The 17405-nt window shown below is 63.8% G+C and carries 15 protein-coding genes; 14 read left to right on the plus strand and 1 reads right to left on the minus strand.

Annotated features, from left to right (window positions below):
• Window position 1: 1 nt before the first annotated feature.
• From msuE to HU729_RS02355, 13 genes are all read left to right on the plus strand, one after another.
• A complete protein-coding gene (msuE, locus tag HU729_RS02295; RefSeq protein WP_186708135.1) occupies window positions 2-562 on the plus strand; it encodes an FMN reductase in 561 nt (186 codons plus the stop codon).
• 9 nt (window positions 563-571) lie between these two features.
• The gene (locus HU729_RS02300) at window positions 572-1759 is read left to right on the plus strand and encodes an acyl-CoA dehydrogenase family protein (RefSeq protein ID WP_186708137.1); all 1188 of its coding nucleotides are present in this window, start codon (window positions 572-574) and stop codon (window positions 1757-1759) included.
• Window positions 1760-1769: 10 nt separating this feature from the next.
• A complete protein-coding gene (locus tag HU729_RS02305; RefSeq protein ID WP_186708139.1) occupies window positions 1770-2885 on the plus strand; it encodes a sigma-54 dependent transcriptional regulator in 1116 nt (371 codons plus the stop codon).
• Between the two features lie 194 nt (window positions 2886-3079).
• Window positions 3080-4432 carry a pyoverdine-tailoring dipeptidase-like protein PvdM gene (gene pvdM / locus HU729_RS02310; protein WP_186708141.1) on the plus strand — a complete coding sequence of 451 codons (1353 nt, stop codon included), beginning with the start codon at window positions 3080-3082 and terminating at the stop codon, window positions 4430-4432.
• 15 nt (window positions 4433-4447) lie between these two features.
• Window positions 4448-5725: an aminotransferase class V-fold PLP-dependent enzyme gene (locus HU729_RS02315; RefSeq protein WP_186708143.1), complete on the plus strand. Its 1278-nt coding sequence runs from the start codon at window positions 4448-4450 to the stop codon at window positions 5723-5725.
• Window positions 5726-5739: 14 nt separating this feature from the next.
• Window positions 5740-6600, plus strand: a complete 861-nt coding sequence (locus HU729_RS02320) for a formylglycine-generating enzyme family protein (RefSeq protein WP_186708145.1) — start codon at window positions 5740-5742, stop codon at window positions 6598-6600.
• A 115-nt stretch (window positions 6601-6715) separates the two neighbouring features.
• Window positions 6716-8050, plus strand: a complete 1335-nt coding sequence (locus tag HU729_RS02325; protein ID WP_186664914.1) for a SidA/IucD/PvdA family monooxygenase — start codon at window positions 6716-6718, stop codon at window positions 8048-8050.
• Window positions 8051-8066: 16 nt separating this feature from the next.
• Entirely contained in the window at window positions 8067-9716 is a 1650-nt protein-coding gene (locus HU729_RS02330) for a cyclic peptide export ABC transporter (RefSeq protein ID WP_186708147.1), read from the plus strand.
• A gap of 167 nt (window positions 9717-9883) precedes the next feature.
• Entirely contained in the window at window positions 9884-12241 is a 2358-nt protein-coding gene (locus HU729_RS02335; RefSeq protein WP_346655281.1) for a TonB-dependent siderophore receptor, read from the plus strand.
• A 235-nt stretch (window positions 12242-12476) separates the two neighbouring features.
• Entirely contained in the window at window positions 12477-13280 is an 804-nt protein-coding gene (gene dkgB, locus HU729_RS02340) for a 2,5-didehydrogluconate reductase DkgB (RefSeq protein WP_186708149.1), read from the plus strand.
• A gap of 79 nt (window positions 13281-13359) precedes the next feature.
• The gene (locus tag HU729_RS02345; protein WP_186664917.1) at window positions 13360-14541 is read left to right on the plus strand and encodes an MFS transporter; all 1182 of its coding nucleotides are present in this window, start codon (window positions 13360-13362) and stop codon (window positions 14539-14541) included.
• A gap of 113 nt (window positions 14542-14654) precedes the next feature.
• Window positions 14655-14888 (plus strand): hypothetical protein, encoded by a 234-nt coding sequence (locus HU729_RS02350; protein ID WP_186708151.1) that lies wholly within the window; start codon window positions 14655-14657, stop codon window positions 14886-14888.
• Window positions 14889-15017: 129 nt separating this feature from the next.
• Window positions 15018-15482: a DUF1348 family protein gene (locus tag HU729_RS02355; RefSeq protein ID WP_063544979.1), complete on the plus strand. Its 465-nt coding sequence runs from the start codon at window positions 15018-15020 to the stop codon at window positions 15480-15482.
• A gap of 62 nt (window positions 15483-15544) precedes the next feature.
• Here the strand turns inward: HU729_RS02355 and HU729_RS02360 are convergent, their stop codons facing one another.
• Entirely contained in the window at window positions 15545-16465 is a 921-nt protein-coding gene (locus HU729_RS02360) for a LysR substrate-binding domain-containing protein (protein WP_186708153.1), read from the minus strand.
• A gap of 163 nt (window positions 16466-16628) precedes the next feature.
• Here HU729_RS02360 and HU729_RS02365 point away from each other — a divergent pair, with 163 nt between their 5' ends.
• Window positions 16629-17405, plus strand: coding sequence for a YqcI/YcgG family protein (locus tag HU729_RS02365; protein ID WP_186708155.1), 777 nt, complete (start codon window positions 16629-16631; stop codon window positions 17403-17405).

Consider the following 17405-nt stretch of genomic DNA (forward strand, 5'->3'; position numbering starts at 1 on the left):
CATGAGCAGCCCCTTGAACGTCGTTGCCCTCTCCGGTGGTACTTCCCGCCCTTCGCGCACCCTGGCATTGACCGAAGCCATCCTCGCCGAGCTTGGCCAGCATCTGCACATCCGGCCGCACCTCATCGAGATGGGCGATATTGCCCGCCCACTGGGTGCTGCACTGTGGCGTAGCGAACTGCCCGACACCGTCGAGCAGCAACTGCAGCACATCGAACAGGCCGACCTGCTGGTGGTGACCACGCCGGTCTACCGGGGCAGCTTCCCGGGGCACTTCAAGCACCTGTTCGACCTGATCGGCCAGGACGCCCTGGTCGACACCCCGGTATTGCTGGCCGCAACCGGCGGCAGCGAGCGCCACGCGCTGGTGCTGGATCATCAGTTGCGCCCCCTGTTCAGTTTCCTGCAGGCACTGACCCTGCCCATCGGCGTCTATGCCAGTCAGGCCGAGCTGCAGGACTATCGCGTTTCCAGTGATGCCCTGGCTGCGCGCATCGGCCTGGCCGCCGAACGTGCCGTACCGCTGTTCGCCCCCCACCATCAGCTGCGCAAGAGTGCCTGAGTGACCGCCATGAATGCACCCGTGACCCCCACCACGCGTCCGGCGCTTGCCATTGCCCGCGACCTGGCCGCCCAATTCGCCCTCACGGCTGTCGAACGCGACGAACGCGGCGGCACCCCCAAGGCCGAGCGTGATGCCCTGCGCGACAGCGGCCTGCTGTCACTGGCCATCCCCACGGCCTTCGGTGGCCAGGGCGCGAGTTGGCGCGAAACCTTCGATGTGGTGCGTGAGTTCGCCCGGGTCGACAGTTCCATTGCCCACGTGTTCGGTTTCCACCACCTGATGCTGGCCACCGTGCGCCTGTTCTCCCGCCCTGACCAATGGCAACCCTGGTTCGAGCAGACCGCGCGCAAGCATTGGTTCTGGGGCAATGCCCTCAACCCGCTGGATACGCGAACCCAGGCGAAGCATTTCGAGGGGTGGTGCGAATTCTCCGGCAAGAAGAGCTTCTGCTCCGGCGCCAGCGACTCGGAAATGCTCATCGCCTCGGCGGTGGACGAGCGCGCCGGCGGCAAGTTACTGATCGCGGCAATCCCCAGTGGCCGTACCGGCATCAGCCTGCACGGTGACTGGGACAACATCGGCCAACGCCAGACCGACAGTGGCAGTGCCACCTTCGAACGGGTGCGGGTCGAGCACAACGAACTGCTGCTCGACCCCGGCCCGCTGAGCACGCCGTTCGCCGCCTTGCGTCCGTTGATCGCGCAACTGCACTTCGCCAACCTGTTCCTGGGTATCGCCGAAGGCGCCTTCGACGAAGCGCGCCAGTACACGCTGAAGGAGAGTCGCCCCTGGTTCCGTTCCAGCGCCAGTGAGAGCCGCGAAGACCCCTATGTGCTGCGCCACTATGGTGAGTTCTGGGTGGGTCTGGAAAGCGTGCGCCTGCTGATCCGCCGCGCCAGCGACCAGCTCGATGCGGCCTGGGCCCTCGAACACAACCTGAGCGCCGAGGCGCGTGGCGACCTGGCCCTGGCCATCGGCACCGCCAAGGTTGCCGCAACGCGCCACGGGCTGGACATCTGCAACCGCCTGTTCGAAGTCACCGGCGCCCGCGCCACCCATGCCTCACTGCGCTTCGACCGGCACTGGCGCAACCTCAGGACCCAGACCCTGCACGACCCGGTGGACTATCGCATCCATGAACTGGGCGAGTGGGCGCTGAACGACAAACGCCCTGCCCCGTCCTTCTATTCCTAAAGGCACGTCCATGCAATTGCTGACCCTCCCCCCTTCACCGTCATTGGCTACCTCGATCAGGGCGACCGCACAGGTGTTCGAAGACCCCAGGTCGCAGGCGCTGCTCGCCCACCTGCAACAGGTCGCTCCCAGCGAGGCCAGCGTCCTGATCATTGGCGAGACCGGCACGGGCAAGGAGTTGGTCGCACGCCACATCCACAACCTCAGCGCTCGCCGCGACGGCCCGTTCGTTGCGGTCAACTGCGGCGCCTTTTCCGAGTCGCTGGTCGAGGCCGAGCTGTTCGGCCATGAGAAAGGCGCCTTCACCGGCGCCCTGGCGTCCAAGGCCGGCTGGTTCGAGGAGGCGAACGGCGGCACGTTGTTCCTCGATGAAATCGGCGACCTGCCGCTGCCCATCCAGGTCAAGCTGCTGCGCGTGCTGCAGGAGCGCGAGGTGGTGCGCCTGGGGTCACGCAAGAGCATTCCGATCAATGTGCGGGTACTGGCCGCCACCAACGTGCAACTTGAAAAGGCGATCAACGCCGGGCACTTTCGCGAAGACCTGTACTACCGCCTGAACGTTGTCACCCTCTCGCTGCACCCGCTGCGCGAGCGGCCGGGCGATATCCTGCCGCTGTCGCGCCACTTCATTCGCAGCTACAGCGAACGCCTGGGCTACGGCCCGGTGGAGCTGGCAGCCGACGCCCAGGCAAAGCTTGTGGCCTATAGCTGGCCGGGCAACATCCGCGAGCTGGAGAACGTGATTCACCACAGCCTGCTGACCTGCGGCGACGGGTTGATCCATGCCCGCGACTTGCGCCTGTCGAACCTGCGCCTGGAGCGTCAGGACGATCCGCCTTCGACGGCCTCTGCCAGCAGGGGCGGCGGCATCGATGAACTGCTGCAGCAGGCGTTCAGCCGGTTGTACGAGGAACAGCCGGGCGACCTGTACGAGAAGGTAGAGAATGCGTTGCTGCGCTCGGCCTATCACTTCTGCCATTACAACCAGGTGCATACCGCGCAGTTGCTGGGGCTGTCGCGCAACGTCACGCGTACGCGGCTGATCGCCATTGGCGAGCTGGTGGTGAACAAGCGCCGCGCACCGGAGCAGCCGCTGGACAACCGGATGGTGCGCCTGTCGATCTGATCGCGTCATTGCCTGCGCCCATGGCCTTGCGCTGGCGAGGCCTGCGTCACCCGCCGTGGTGCGCTTTTCGCGGGTAAACCCGCTGCTGCACGTAAATCTCTCCCCACGCCATTCGTCCACCTGATACCCGAACCCTGCCCGGCGCCGCCCTTTGCCCGCCAGGCGGTTGCGATCAGCCCTGCAACGAGATGGCAATGACCAAGACCCGCTCCCGCAAAGCCCTGTACATAGGCCTGCCTCTGGCCCTGGTGGCCGCCCTGGGCAGTGCCGCCGGCTACTTCTACTGGCAACGCCAGGATGCCGGCTACCCGCACAAGATCGTCGAACAGGCCAACGCCCTGCATGAACACATGCTCTCGTTCGACAGCCATATCACGGTGCCGCTGGACTTGGGCAGCGCCGGCAACGAGATCGACAAGGATGGCCCGGGGCAGTTCGACCTGGTCAAGGCCAATCGCGGTCGTCTTTCCGGTGCTGCCCTGACCATCTTCGGCTGGCCAGAGATCTGGAACGGCCCCAACGCCCCGCACCGCCCGACCCCAGGCTTCGTCGACGAGGCGCGCCAGCAGCAGGAAGTGCGCTACAAGATCATCAGCGGCATGGTCCGCGACTTCCCCAACCAGGTCGGTATCGCCTATACCCCCGACGACTTCCGGCGCCTGAACGGCGAAGGCAAGTTCGCCATCTTCATCAGCATGCTCAACGCCTACCCGCTGGGCCATGACCTGTCCCAGCTCGATCTGTGGGCTGCACGCGGCATGCGCATGTTCGGCTTCAGCTACACCGGCAACAACGACTGGGCTGATTCCTCGCGCCCACTGCCGTTCTTCAATGACACCGCCGACGCTCTGGGCGGCCTGTCACCCTTGGGTGAGCAGGCGGTCAAGCGACTCAACGACCTGGGCGTAATCATCGATGTCTCGCAGATGTCGACCCTGGCCCTGGAAGACGTCGTGCGCCTGAGCCGCGCGCCAATCGTGGCCTCGCATTCCGCGCCGCGGGCGCTGGTGGACATCCCGCGCAACCTCTCCGACAAGGAAATGCAACTGATCAAGGACAGCGGCGGCGTGATCCAGGTGGTCGGTTTCGGCCAGTACCTCAAGCCGCTGGAAAAACCGGTGCTGGAAAAACTCGAGGCGCTGCGCGCGCGCTTCGACCTGCAGCCGCTGCAGGGCCTGGCCAATGCCTTGATGCCGGGCGATGCGGTGATCGCCATCTGGCCTGAGTCACGTTTCGGCGAGTACGCCAGCAGCCTGTACGGGATTCTTGAAGAAGAACCCAAGGCGACCCTCAAGCAGTACGCGGACGCCATCGACTACACGGTGAAGAAAGTGGGTATCGACCACGTCGGCCTCAGCTCGGACTTCAACGACGGCGGCGGCCTCGATGGCTGGAAGGATGTCAGCGAGATCCGCAATGTCACCGCCGAGCTGCTCAGCCGCGGCTATAGCGAAACCGATATCGCCAAACTCTGGGCGGGCAACTTCCTGCGGGTCTGGGACCAGGTGCAAAAAGCCGGTCAACCTGTCGCCACCACCCAACACTGATCAAGGCCTGCCCGCATGAGCAACCGTCGTACCTTTCTCAAGCAGGCCGGCCTGGTCGCCGCAAGCCTGCCGCTGCTGCCTGGCGCCCTGGCTGCAACCTCGTCGCCAGCAGCGCTCACCGGCACGGACAAATGGCGCAGCCTGCGCACGTTGTTCCCGCTGGACCCGGACATCGCCCACTTCGCCAACTTCCTGGTCACCGCCCACCCGCGTCCGGTGCAGGAAGCGATCGACCGCCACCGCGCCGACCTCGACCGCAACCCCGCGGCCCTGATGGACTGGGAAAGCCAGTACGAATGGCAGCGCGAGGACGAAGTGCGTGACTGGGCCGCACGCTACCTGGAAGTCGGCCCGCGGCAGATTGCCCTGACCGGCAGCACCACCGAAGGCCTGGCCATGATCTATGGCGGCCTGCAGGTCGGCGCGAAGCAGGAAATCCTGACCACCGAGCACGAGCATTACTCCACCCACAAGACCCTGGCTTTCCGTACCCAGCGCCAGGGTACGCAGGTGCGCAAGATCCGCCTGTTCGACAACCCCTGGGAGGTGTCCACCGACCAGGTGCTGACCACCCTGGAGCGCAACATCCGCCCCGAGACCCGCGTGCTGGGCATGACCTGGGTGCACTCGAGCAGCGGCGTCAAGCTGCCGGTCGGCGAGATCGGCGAACTGGTGCGCCGTCACAACCGCGACCGCAGCGAGGCCGAGCGCATCCTCTACGTGGTCGATGGCGTGCATGGCTTCGGCGTGGAAAACCAGCGCTTCGCCGACTTCAACTGCGACTATTTCATCGCCGGCACCCACAAGTGGATGTTCGGCCCGCGCGGCACCGGCATCATCTGCGCAGCCTCGACCAGCATGGATCACCTCACCCCCAGCGTCGCCACCTTCTCCCGCGATGAAGACTTCGCCACCATCATGACCCCCGGCGGCTACCACGCCTTCGAATACCGCTGGTCGCTGGGCGAGGCGTTCAAGCTGCACCTGCAACTGGGCAAGGCCGATGTGCAGGCGCGCATCCACCAGCTCAACGCCCGGCTCAAGGAGCGCCTGCTTGAAGATCGTCGCATCGAGCTGGTGACGCCGCGCAGCGCGCAGTTCTCGGCAGGTTTCACCTTCTTCCGTGTGCCCGGCAAAGACCCTGATGCCTTCGCCGCCAAGCTGATCGCCGGCAAGGTGATGTGCGATGCCGTCGAACGCGACGTTGGCCCTGTCATCCGCCTGGCGCCAGGCCTGCTCAACGACGAGCAGCAGATCGACCGGGTCATGAACCTGATTACCCAGCAACTTTGAACAAGGCATCTCCCATGAGCGCACCTCTGCACCGCCTCACCCTGGCCGCCGTGCTGGCCGCCTGCAGCCTGCCGACCCTGGCCGCGCCGCCGTCGGACCAGCCCGGCACAGTGTTCCGCGACTGCGACAAGACCTGCCCGGAAATGGTCGTGCTGCCTGCCGGCACCTTCACCATGGGCACCCCGCCCGACGAAATGGGCCGCCAGGACGACGAAGGTCCACAGCACCCGGTGACATTCGCCAAGCCGTTCGCCATCAGCCGCTTCCAGATCACCGCCGGTGAATGGGCCGACTACCAGAAGGCCACTGGCATCGTCATCGCCGACGGCGACGATCGTCCTGGGCGGCGCTGCACCAACAGCAAGCCCAGCTACCCGCAAGGCCCTCGCCAGCCGGCGGTGTGCATGAGCTACGTCGACATCGAGCGCTATGTCGCCTGGCTGTCGAAGAAGACCGGCAAGCTCTACGCCATGGTCAGCGAAGCCCAGCGCGAATACGCCGCACGCGGCGGCAGCACCGGCATGTTCCCATTCGAGCCGGACGCCAACTTCGAGATCAGCAAGAACGCCAACGTCTACGGCCCCAAGGATGGCTACAGCTTCAGCTCGCCGGTCGGCAGCTTCCCGGCCAACGCCTTCGGCGTATACGACATGCACGGCAATGTCTACGAATGGGTCGCCGACTGTTACCACGACAGCTATTTCGGCGCCCCCGCCGACGGCAGCGCGCGCACCGAGGCGGGCTGCACGCAGATCTCCATCCGTGGCAACGACTGGGGTGAAGCGCCGATCTTCTCGCGTTCGGGCAACCGCAACACCACGGTACGCGAAGACCGTGGCGACTGGCTTGGTTTCCGGGTAGCCCGCGAGCTCTGAGGCGCCACACGGCGGTAAATTCTCCCACCCCCGGCTCGTTCCTATCGGTGTACTTGCGCAGGACTCGGGGCGCCCCACGCGGCGCCCCCACTCGACCATCCAAGGAACCGCAACCATGAGCCAGACCTCTTCGCCCGACAAAATCCACGACCTCATCGGCGTTGGCTTCGGCCCTTCCAACCTGGCACTGGCCATTGCCCTGGAAGAGCTCGCCGAAACCAACGGCCACGCCCTCGACGCGCTGTTCATCGACAAGCAGAGCGACTATCGTTGGCACGGCAATACCCTGGCTACCCAGAGCGAGCTGCAGATTTCCTTCCTCAAGGACCTGGTCTCGCTGCGCAATCCCACCAGCCCCTACAGCTTCGTCAATTACCTGCACCAGAAGCAGCGCCTGGCCGACTTCATCAACTTGGGCACCTTCTACCCTTGCCGCCTGGAGTACAACGACTACCTGCGCTGGGCCGCCGAGCATTTCGCCACCCAGGCGGTTTATGGCGAAGAAGTGCTGCGCATCGAGCCGGAACTGCGTGATGGCCGGGTCGATCACCTGCGCCTGGTCTCGCGTGACCAGCACGGCCAGGAGCACCAGCGCCGGGCCCGCTCGGTGGTGGTCGGCAGCGGCGGCACGCCCAAGGTTCCCGATGCCTTCCGCCCGTTCAAGAACGACCCGCGCGTGTTCCACCACTCCCAGTACCTGAGCGCCCTCCAGCAACTGCCGTGCAACAGCGGCAAGCCCATGCGCATCGCCGTGATCGGCTCGGGCCAGAGCGCCGCCGAGGCCTTCATCGACCTCAACGACAGCTACCCGTCGGTCAAGGTCGACATGATCCTGCGCGCCTCGGCACTCAAGCCTGCCGACGACAGCCCCTTCGTCAATGAAATCTTCGCCCCCGAGTACACCGACCTGGTGTTCAACCAGCCGCACGCCGAACGCGAGAAACTGATCGGCGAGTACCACAACACCAACTACTCGGTGGTCGACGTCGACCTGCTCGAGCGCATCTACGGCATCCTGTATCGCCAGAAAGTCGCCCATCAGTATCGCCATGCCGTGCTGTGCCGCCGCACCATCGAAGCAGTGGTAGACACCGCTGAAGGCATCGAGCTGACCCTGCGCGACCTGGCCACCGATGTCCGCCAGACCCACCGCTACGACGCGGTGATCCTCGCCACCGGCTACGAGCGTCGCTCCCACCGCGACCTGCTGGCTCCGCTGCAGCAGCACCTGAAAGACTTCGAGGTCGACCGCGACTACCGCGCCCTGGCGAGCCCCGAGTTCGGTGCCAGCGTCTACCTGCAAGGCTTCTGCGAAGCCTCGCACGGGCTCAGCGACACCCTGCTGTCGGTGCTGCCGGCACGTGCCGCAGAAATCGGTCAGTCGCTGTATCAGCACCTGGGCAAGCACGCCAGCAACGCCCCGGCCGCACTGCGCATGACCAGCGCCTGAAGACAGGAACCTTCCGATGAGCAAACAACCCCGTGGGGCCGTGCGCGAGCTGCTGACGCTGCTGCGGCCCTTCTGGCCGGTGGTCGCCCTGTCGATAGCCCTGGGCATGGTCGGTGGCTTGAGCGTCACCGCCCTGTTGGCCACCATCAACAACGGGCTGCACACCGAAGGCGGGCTGAGCCAGGGGCTGGTGCTGGGCTTCGTCGGGCTGTGCGCCCTGGCGTTGGTCAGCAGCATCCTCTCCGACATCGGCACCAACCAGGTGGGCCAGCACATCATCGCCAAGCTGCGCAAGGAGCTGGGCGAGAAGGTGCTGGCGGCACCGATCGAACAGATCGAGCGCTTTCGCAGCCACCGCCTGATCCCGGTCCTGACCCACGATGTGGACACCATCAGCGACTTCGCTTTCGCCTTCGCGCCACTGGCGATTTCGCTGACCGTCACCCTGGGCTGCCTGAGCTACCTGGCGATGCTGTCCTGGCCGATGTTCCTGATGATGCTGGCCGCGCTGGCCATCGGCATCGCTATCCAGTCGGTGGCGCAGTCCCGTGGCATTCGCGGGTTCATGGCGGCGCGCGATGCCGAAGACCAGTTGCAGAAGCACTACAGTGCAATCGCCGCCGGTGCCAAGGAGCTGCGTATCCACCGTCCGCGCCGCCAGCGCATGTTCCAGCATGGCATCAGCGATACCGCCGAGCGGATCCGCGATCTGCAGACACGCTCGATCAACACCTTCGTGGTCGCCAAGAGCCTGGGCTCGATGCTGTTCTTCGTGGTCATCGGTCTGGCCCTGGTGCTGCAGTCGCTGTGGCCCAGTGCCGACGCCAGCGTCATGAGCGGTTTCGTGCTGGTGCTGCTGTACATGAAAGGGCCGCTGGAGCACCTGATCAGCACCCTGCCGATCATCGGCCGGGCGCGCATCGCCTTCCAGCGCATTGCCGAGCTGTCGGAGCGTTTCGCCACCCCCGAGCCTCACCTGTTGCTGGCCGACTCCGGACAGGCCGCAGCGCAGGTGCACAGCCTGGAGTTGAGCAATGTCGGCTTTGCCTTCCCGCCGGTCGGTGATGCGCGCCCCTTCACCCTTGGGCCTGTGAACCTGAAGATCGCCCAGGGCGACATCGTGTTCATCGTCGGCGAAAACGGCTGCGGCAAGACCACCCTGATCAAGCTGCTGCTCGGGCTGTATGCCCCACAACAGGGCCAGATCAAGGTCAATGGCAAGGCTGTGGATGCCGAATCGCGGGACGATTACCGCCAGCTGTTCACCACGGTCTTCGCCGACTACTACCTGTTCGACGACCTGGTGCAGGGTGACCAGGCGATTCCCGAGGATGCCAACCAGTACCTGGAGCGCCTGGAAATCGCCCACAAGGTCAAGGTCAGCGACGGCCAGTTCAGCACCACCGACCTGTCCACCGGGCAACGCAAGCGCCTGGCGCTGGTCAATGCCTGGATCGAACAACGCCCGGTGCTGGTCTTCGACGAATGGGCCGCCGACCAGGATCCGACCTTCCGTCGCATCTTCTATACCGAGCTGCTCCCGGACCTCAAGCGCCTGGGCAAGACCATCATCGTGATCTCCCACGATGACCGCTACTTCGACATGGCCGACCAGCTCGTGAGGCTGGAGGCCGGCAAGGTCGTCGAGGAGCTAACACACGCCTGAAAAAAAACAGAACCGGATTTTTCCGGTTCTGCTGTGTTTGTGCGTCTCACTACATGTAATGCAAATCATTATCTACAACATAATCATAGAGTCTGCCAATGCACGTCTTCCCTACCCTTCGCCCGTTGTCAAAGGCCATGCTCGTCCGGCGCCTCATGGCGTCAGGCTTGCCCGCCACCGCTGTCGGCATGATGCTGGCGGCGCCGATGGTTGCCCAGGCCCAGCAAGTGGCCTTCAACATTCCCCAGCAGGCGCTTGGTAGCGCGTTGATTGCGTTCGGGCAGCAGAGCCAGTGGCAACTGCTGTACTCCCCCGACCAGATCAGCGGCCTGCGCAGCAGCGCGGTCAAAGGTTCGCTGGAGCCCGATGCCGCGTTGCGCCAATTGCTCGGCGGCACGGGCCTTGGCTACAGCATCAACGGCACCACAGTGACCATCAGCGGCCGTAGGGAAGGCGGCGCGGTGGAACTGGGGGCGACCAACGTCAACGCCGGCGTACTGGGCGAGACCACCGAAGGCACAGGCTCGTACACCACAGGCTCGATGAGCACGGCGACCAAGTTGCCGACGTCCCTGCGCCACACGCCGCAGTCGGTCACGGTACTGACCCGCCAGCGCATGAACGACCAGAACATGCAGACCCTCGAAGACGTCTCGCTGTATACCCCCGGCCTCACCCTGCGCAAGACCGGCGGTGAACGTCCGACCTTCTATTCGCGCGGCACCTCGGTCGACAACATCATGATCGACGGCTTGCCGGTGGCCTACGACACCGACACCCTCGGCACCTCGATGCTGTCGATGTTCGATCGCGTGGAAGTGGTGCGCGGCGCCTCCGGCCTGATGGTCGGCGCCGGCAACCCGTCGGGTACGCTGAACCTGATCCGCAAGCGGCCGACCGTCGAGCCGCAGATGTCGATCACCACCAGCGCAGGCTCGTGGAACAACTTTCGGACCGAACTCGACGCCAGCAGCAAGCTCAACGACAGCGGCAGCGTACGAGGTCGCGCCGTCGTCGCCCTGCAGGACAAGGACAGCTTCGTCGACGACTACAGCAACAAACGCCAGTTGATGTATGGCATCACCGAATTCGACCTGACTGAGGACACCACCCTCACCCTGGGCGGCTACTACAACCGCGAGGACAACCCTGGCGCCGATTGGTCCGGCCTGCCGACCTTCGCCAACGGCAATTTCCTGCCGATCTCCCGCTCGCACCGCATGAGCCCGTCCTGGACCTACTGGGACAAGAAGAACAAGAGCGTCTTCGCCGAGATCGAGCACCGCTTCGACAACGACTGGAAGCTGCGCCTGAATACCACCTGGCTGCGTGGCGAGATGGACATGCTCGGCACCAGCTTCTATCGCCTCGACCAGGCCGCCGACACGCTGCAGCTCAACGTAGGCCGCTACACCTACGAGCACACCCAGAAGAGCGTCGATGGCTATGTCAGCGGCCCATTCAGCCTGTTCGGTCGCACCCATGAACTGGTGCTCGGTGGCAGCTACCGCCACGACCGCACCGACGACGGCCCTGGCGGCGGCCCGCTGGGCACCTTCGATTACCCGGTCGATCCGCTGTCGTTCGACTTCGGCTCGGTGCCCAAGCCCGAGATCGACTTCAACTGGTCGCGCAAGGGCAAGGTCGAGCAGTCCAGCACCTACGCCACCGTTCGCTTCAACATCCAGGACGACCTCAAGCTGACTCTTGGCTCGCGTCTGGACTGGTATGAATACGAACAGCAGACCCAATCCGGCACCTACGCCTTCGGCAACAGCTCCAAGGCCACCCGCGAGTTCACGCCCTATGCCGGCGTGGTCTACGACCTGAACGACACCTACTCGGTGTACGCCAGCTGGACGCGCATCTTCAAGCCTCAGGAATCCCGCTCGGCCACCGGCTCCATCCTCGATCCGGTCACCGGCAGCAACTACGAGACCGGCATCAAGGGCGAATACTTCGGCGGCGCGCTGAACGTGAGCCTGGCCTACTTCCAGTTGAACCAGGAAAACCTCGCCAAGGCCCTGCCACAGTCGTCCTGCCAGGACCTCTCCGATAGCTGCTACGAGGCGGCGGGCGAAGTCGAGACCAAGGGCGTCGAGCTGGAAGTGCAAGGCATGCTCGCCGAGGGCTGGCAGGCGTCGGTCGGCTACACCTATGCCGCCGCCAAGTACACCAAGGAAACCGGTACTCAACAGAAGGGCGACCGCTTCGACAGCGACACCCCTTACAACCTGTTCAAGGTCAACACCGTTTACCAGTTGCCGGGTGACCTGAACCAGTGGAGCATCGGTGGCGGCTTCCGTACCCAGAGCCGGGCCTACACCAGCTTCGGTGTGCAGCAGGGCGGCTACAGCGTGACCGACCTGATGACCGCCTACCGGATCAACAAGCACTTCACCGTGCAAGGCAACCTGAACAACGTGTTCGACAAACGTTACTACCAGAACATCAGCAACCCGGCCGGGGCCAACATCTTCGGCGATCCGCGCAACTTCACCGTCACCATGAGGTGGACGCTGTAACCCTTGCCACATCGGGCCTGCCAGCCAGGCCCGATGTGCTCTGAGGCCGTCGAAATGCCCGCTGCGCGAAGCAATCACCGGCTATTCATGATTCCAGGTCAAAAGACCTTGCCCCACGCCCCTCTTAATCAACCCCGCTGCAACCTTCAAACTGCTCCCCACTCGAATGGTCGATGTATCCAGGCGCCAATGCCTCTCGATCGACCCCGAATTCCCCCATAGCAGGAGCAGATCCATGAGCATTCCATCCTTCGGCCTCGGCACTTTCCGTCTCACCGGCCAAGCCGTCATCGACTCGGTCAAGTCCGCACTGGAGCTGGGCTACCGTGTCATCGACACCGCACAGATCTACAAGAACGAAGCCGACGTCGGCCAGGCCATCGCCGAAAGCGGTGTGCCTCGTGACGAGCTGTTCATCACCACCAAGATCTGGACCGACAGCTACGCTGCCGACAAGCTGGTCCCCAGCCTGCGCGAGAGCCTGGCCAAGCTGCGCACCGATTATGTCGACCTGACCCTGATCCATTGGCCAGCCCCAGGCAACGGTGTCGAGCTGCGCGAGTTCATGGGCGCCCTGGCCGAAGCCAAGAAACTTGGCCTGACCCGCCAGATCGGCATCTCGAACTTCAACATCGAGTTGACCCGCCAGGCCATCGAGGTGGTCGGCAAGGGCGAGATCGCCACCAACCAGATCGAGCTCAGCCCGTACCTGCAGAACCGCAAGCTCACGGCTTTCCTCAAGGAACAGGGCATCACCGTCACGTCCTACATGACTCTGGCCTATGGCAAGGTGCTCAAGGACCCGGTACTGGCCAAGATCGCTACCAAGCACAAGGCCACGGTGGCCCAGGTCGCCCTGGCGTGGGCCCTGCAGCTTGGCTATGCCGTCATCCCCTCCTCCACCAAGCGCGAGAACCTGGCCAGCAACCTGCTTGCCCGTGACCTGCGCCTGGACGAAGAAGACATGGCGCAGATCGCAGACCTGGAACGCAACGGCCGCGAGGTCAGCCCGGATGGCCTGGCGCCGGCCTGGGACTGATCCCTCACCGCACTTGGGCGTCGACTGCGGTCGACGCCACACCCGACATTCCTGAATTCGCCATAACCCGGAGTTTCCGATGAGCGCGCTTTCCTCTAAACGGGTCCTGTTTGCCCTGGCCATCGGCGCCTTCGGCATCGGCACCACCGAATTCGCCCCCATGGGCCTGCTGCCGGTCATTGCCGAAGGTGTCAACGCCAGCATCCCTACTGCGGGCATGCTGGTCACCGCCTACGCCATTGGCGTGATGGTCGGCGCACCGATCATGACCCTGCTGTTCAGCCGCTTCGGCAAGCGTGCTGCACTGATGATGCTGATGAGCATCTTCACCGTCGGCAACCTGCTGTCGGCACTGTCGCCGGACTACTACACCCTGCTGGCCTCGCGCCTGATCACCAGCCTCAACCACGGTGCTTTCTTCGGCCTGGGTGCGGTGGTCGCGGCCAGTGTGGTGCCCAAGGACAAGCAGGCCAGTGCCATTGCCACCATGTTCATGGGCCTGACCATCGCCAATATCGGCGGCGTCCCGGCCGCCACCTGGATCGGCCAGCAGATCGGCTGGCGCATGGCTTTTGCCGGCACCGCCGTACTCGGCCTGATCGCCATCAGTGCCTTGTGGTACGCCCTGCCCAAGGGCGAGCGCGGCAGCGTGCCCCACGTGCGCAAGGAACTGGCGGTGATCGCCCGCCCCAGCGTGCTGCTGGCGATGGCCACCACCGTGCTCGGCGCAGGCGCCATGTTCACGCTGTACACCTATGTTGCCCCGGTGCTCGCGGAACTGACCGGCGCCTCCAATGCGTTCGTCACACTCGGCCTGGTATTGATCGGTGTCGGTTTCACCATCGGCAACAACCTCGGCGGTCGTCTGGCCGACTGGTCACTGGACGGCGCGGCACGGATCTTCCTCGGCACCTTGGCGGTGATCATGCTGCTCATGCCGCTGGTGCTGGGTAGCCATGTCGGTGCTGCGCTGGCCCTGCTGGTCTGGGGGGTGTTCACCTTCGCCGTGGTACCGCCGCTGCAGATGCGAGTGATGATCGCGGCTGCCGAGGCCCCAGGCCTGGCTTCTTCGATCAACGTGGGCGCGTTCAACCTGGGCAATGCTGTCGGTGCCGCCCTGGGCGGCGCGGTGATCAGCCTCGACCTGGGCTACGCCGCGGTGCCGATGGCCGGCGGTTTGCTGGCGGCGACCGCGCTGCTGCTGGTGTGGCTGGGTGGACGCAACAAGGTGGCGAACGGCACCATCAGCGAAGCGCTGTAAGCGCCGTCCAGGGTTCTTCGGAGGGGAACTACAGGTAATGGGGAAACGCTAAACCGCGTCTTCTGCCAGTCTCCAATAGGCCCTCCCCAAGACCTTCGCCATGACACCGCCTGATGTTTTCCTGCACCGCCAGCGCTATGATGCCCCTCGAGCAGACAGTACCCGAGCATGCCCGTGAAGCGACACTCAGCGCCTATCAGCGCGCCCTGCAGGTGAGCCAGCAGGGCGTGCTGACCACTGACGACGGCGAGTTGGTCAGGGTCAGCGCGGGTACGCAGTTGCAATATCGCACCGAGGAGATCCCGGACTGGTTCTTCGAAGCGTATGTGGACGAGGTCGAGCCCTGAAACGGGTCGGATTATTCCACTTGCCGCAATTATGAACTGCCACCAGCATCGATTCCCTCCGAACACGCTTGAGCCTACGCTTCATCCATCAGGCCACTTCTTCCGGACCTGCACATGAGGAGTACCGCGATGTCCCGCCCACCATTGCCGCCGTTTACCCGCGAAACCGCCATCGAGAAAGTCCGCCTGGCCGAGGATGGCTGGAACAGCCGCGATGCGGCCAAGGTTGCCCTCGCCTACACCCTAGACACCCGCTGGCGTAACCGGGTCGACTTCGCCACCAACCGCGACGAGGCACAGGCCTTCCTGACCCGCAAGTGGAATCGTGAGCACGAATACCGCCTGATCAAGGAGCTCTGGGCCTTCACCGAAAACCGCATCGCCGTGCGCTATGCCTATGAGTACCGCGATGACAGCGGCCAGTGGTACCGCGCCTATGGCAACGAGAACTGGGAGTTCGCCGCCGATGGGCTGATGCAGAACCGCCACGCCAGCATCAATGAAATGCCGATCACCGAAGAGGAACGCCAGTTCCGTTGGCCGCTGGGGCGTCGTCCGGATGACCATCCGGGGCTGAGCAGCTTCGGTTTCTGACCTCGCGAACGCATTCGCCCAGGCCTGTCGTGACAGGCCTGGGCGAAGTGCTTTAACGGTATTCAGCCGTACAGATAGTTGATGTCCTTGAGCGCCAGCGCTGGTACCTGGCCAAGCAGGTAATCACGAAGTTTGCTCATCTGCCGGGCCTTGGGGCTGGCCTTGAGCCAGGTCATGTAGTAACCATCGCCCGTCGCCACGGCCTGCTTGAAGGGTGTGATCAGGCGCCCGGCGGCAAGGTCGGCACTGGCCAGCACCAGATCGACCACCGAAATGCCCAAGCCCTGCTGCGCCGCGGAAATTCCCTGGTCAAGGGTGTCGAACACCTGCCCTTGATCGATGCTGATGTCCAGTGCATCGACCCGCGCCAGCCAACGCCGCCAGTCTCGGCGATCGGACGAGGGATGGAGGAATTCGCAGTTGCGCAGCACCGACAGGTCTGGCTCAGGCTCCTGGAGGTAGTCGGGGTGACAGACCGGGATCAGCCACTCATCGAACAGCTTCAGGCTCTCGACATCGGCAGGGAACTTGCCGCTGCCCAGCAGGATGGCGCAATCGTAGGGCTCGGAATAGAAATCCACCGTGTCGATGTCCATCCAGACGCTCGACAACTGCACGCTACAGCTGTCGTCGATCTTCTTGAAACCATCCAAAGCCTTGAGCAGCCAGCGCACGGTAAGCGTAGAGGCGGCTTTCAGACGCAGGCCGTAACGGTCCTGGCGCAACAAGGCGCACGCATTCTCGATGATCTTGAAACCGACCTTGAGCTCCTGGGCCAGCAACCGACCGTGCTCGGTCAGGCGCAGCTTGGGGCCGCGGCGCTCGAACAGGTCGCAACCGAACATGGCTTCGAGGGTCTTGATGTGATGGCTTACCGCCCCTTGGGTCAAGGCCAGCTCTTCCGCTGCGCGGGTGAAAGAGCCGTAACGAGAAGCCACTTCGAAGGCACGCAAGGCATGCAGGGCTTGAATCCGTTCTGACATCGTCGCCTTCCAAAGCATGAGTGAAACTAATAGTAGGTCATAGTTCCAGGCATTTTACAACCTAGGGAGGTTCTTCGAAAATGCCGGTAAATAACAATTACAGCTAACCAACACGCCGCGATAAGGCAGAAAAACCACTTTATAGAAATTTCCTGGGGAAACCATGTTTACGGGTTATGGAAACTGCTATCGCCTGGATGCGCTAGAGCTGGCCGATGAACATGTTCGGAACAAGCAGCATTGGACGTACAAGACCATAGAGCACTTCAAGGAAATCCTCGGCAACCCTGGCTTTCCCTGCCTCTTCGGACGCAAGGCGGTCGCCGCCGCCACCTGCCACATTCTTTTCGCACGCGCCGATGATCCTGCCAATGACATCGCCCGCGGTCTCGCCGACTATGTCCGCACCATCGCGCCGATCCCGCTCAAGCAGCGCATCGGCAACCCGCTGCTGGTGTTTCTTGAAACCACCGTCGACGGCACATTGGCCGAACAGCAAGCGCTAGCCTGGAAGATCCTCCAGCAGGTCCACGCCCGCGATCCCCAGCCTTGGCCGCAGGATGTGCCCCGTGACCCGCATGACACCCAATGGTCATTCTGCTTTGCCGGCATGCCACTGTTCATCAACATGAGTTTTCCCGCCCATCGCCAGATGAAAAGCCGCAACCTGGGCAACAGCATCGCTTTCGTCATCAATCCACGGGAAAGCTTCGACGAAGTGGCCAGTGCCAGCACCGAAAGTGGCCAGCGCATCCGCGCGCGGATCCGTGAACGGGTTGCGCAGTACAACGACGGGGTAATACCCGACAGCCTGGGTTTCTTCGGCCAGGACGACAACTTCGAATGGAAGCAATATCAACTCCAGGAGATGGGCTCGCTCAAACCCTCGCGCTGCCCCTTCCATGCCACCGCAACGCCTGAAAACCAGATCGAGAACTGA

It is taken from the genome of Pseudomonas sp. RW10S2 (assembly GCF_014268985.1).
Classification (GTDB): Bacteria; Pseudomonadota; Gammaproteobacteria; order Pseudomonadales; family Pseudomonadaceae; genus Aquipseudomonas; species Aquipseudomonas wayambapalatensis.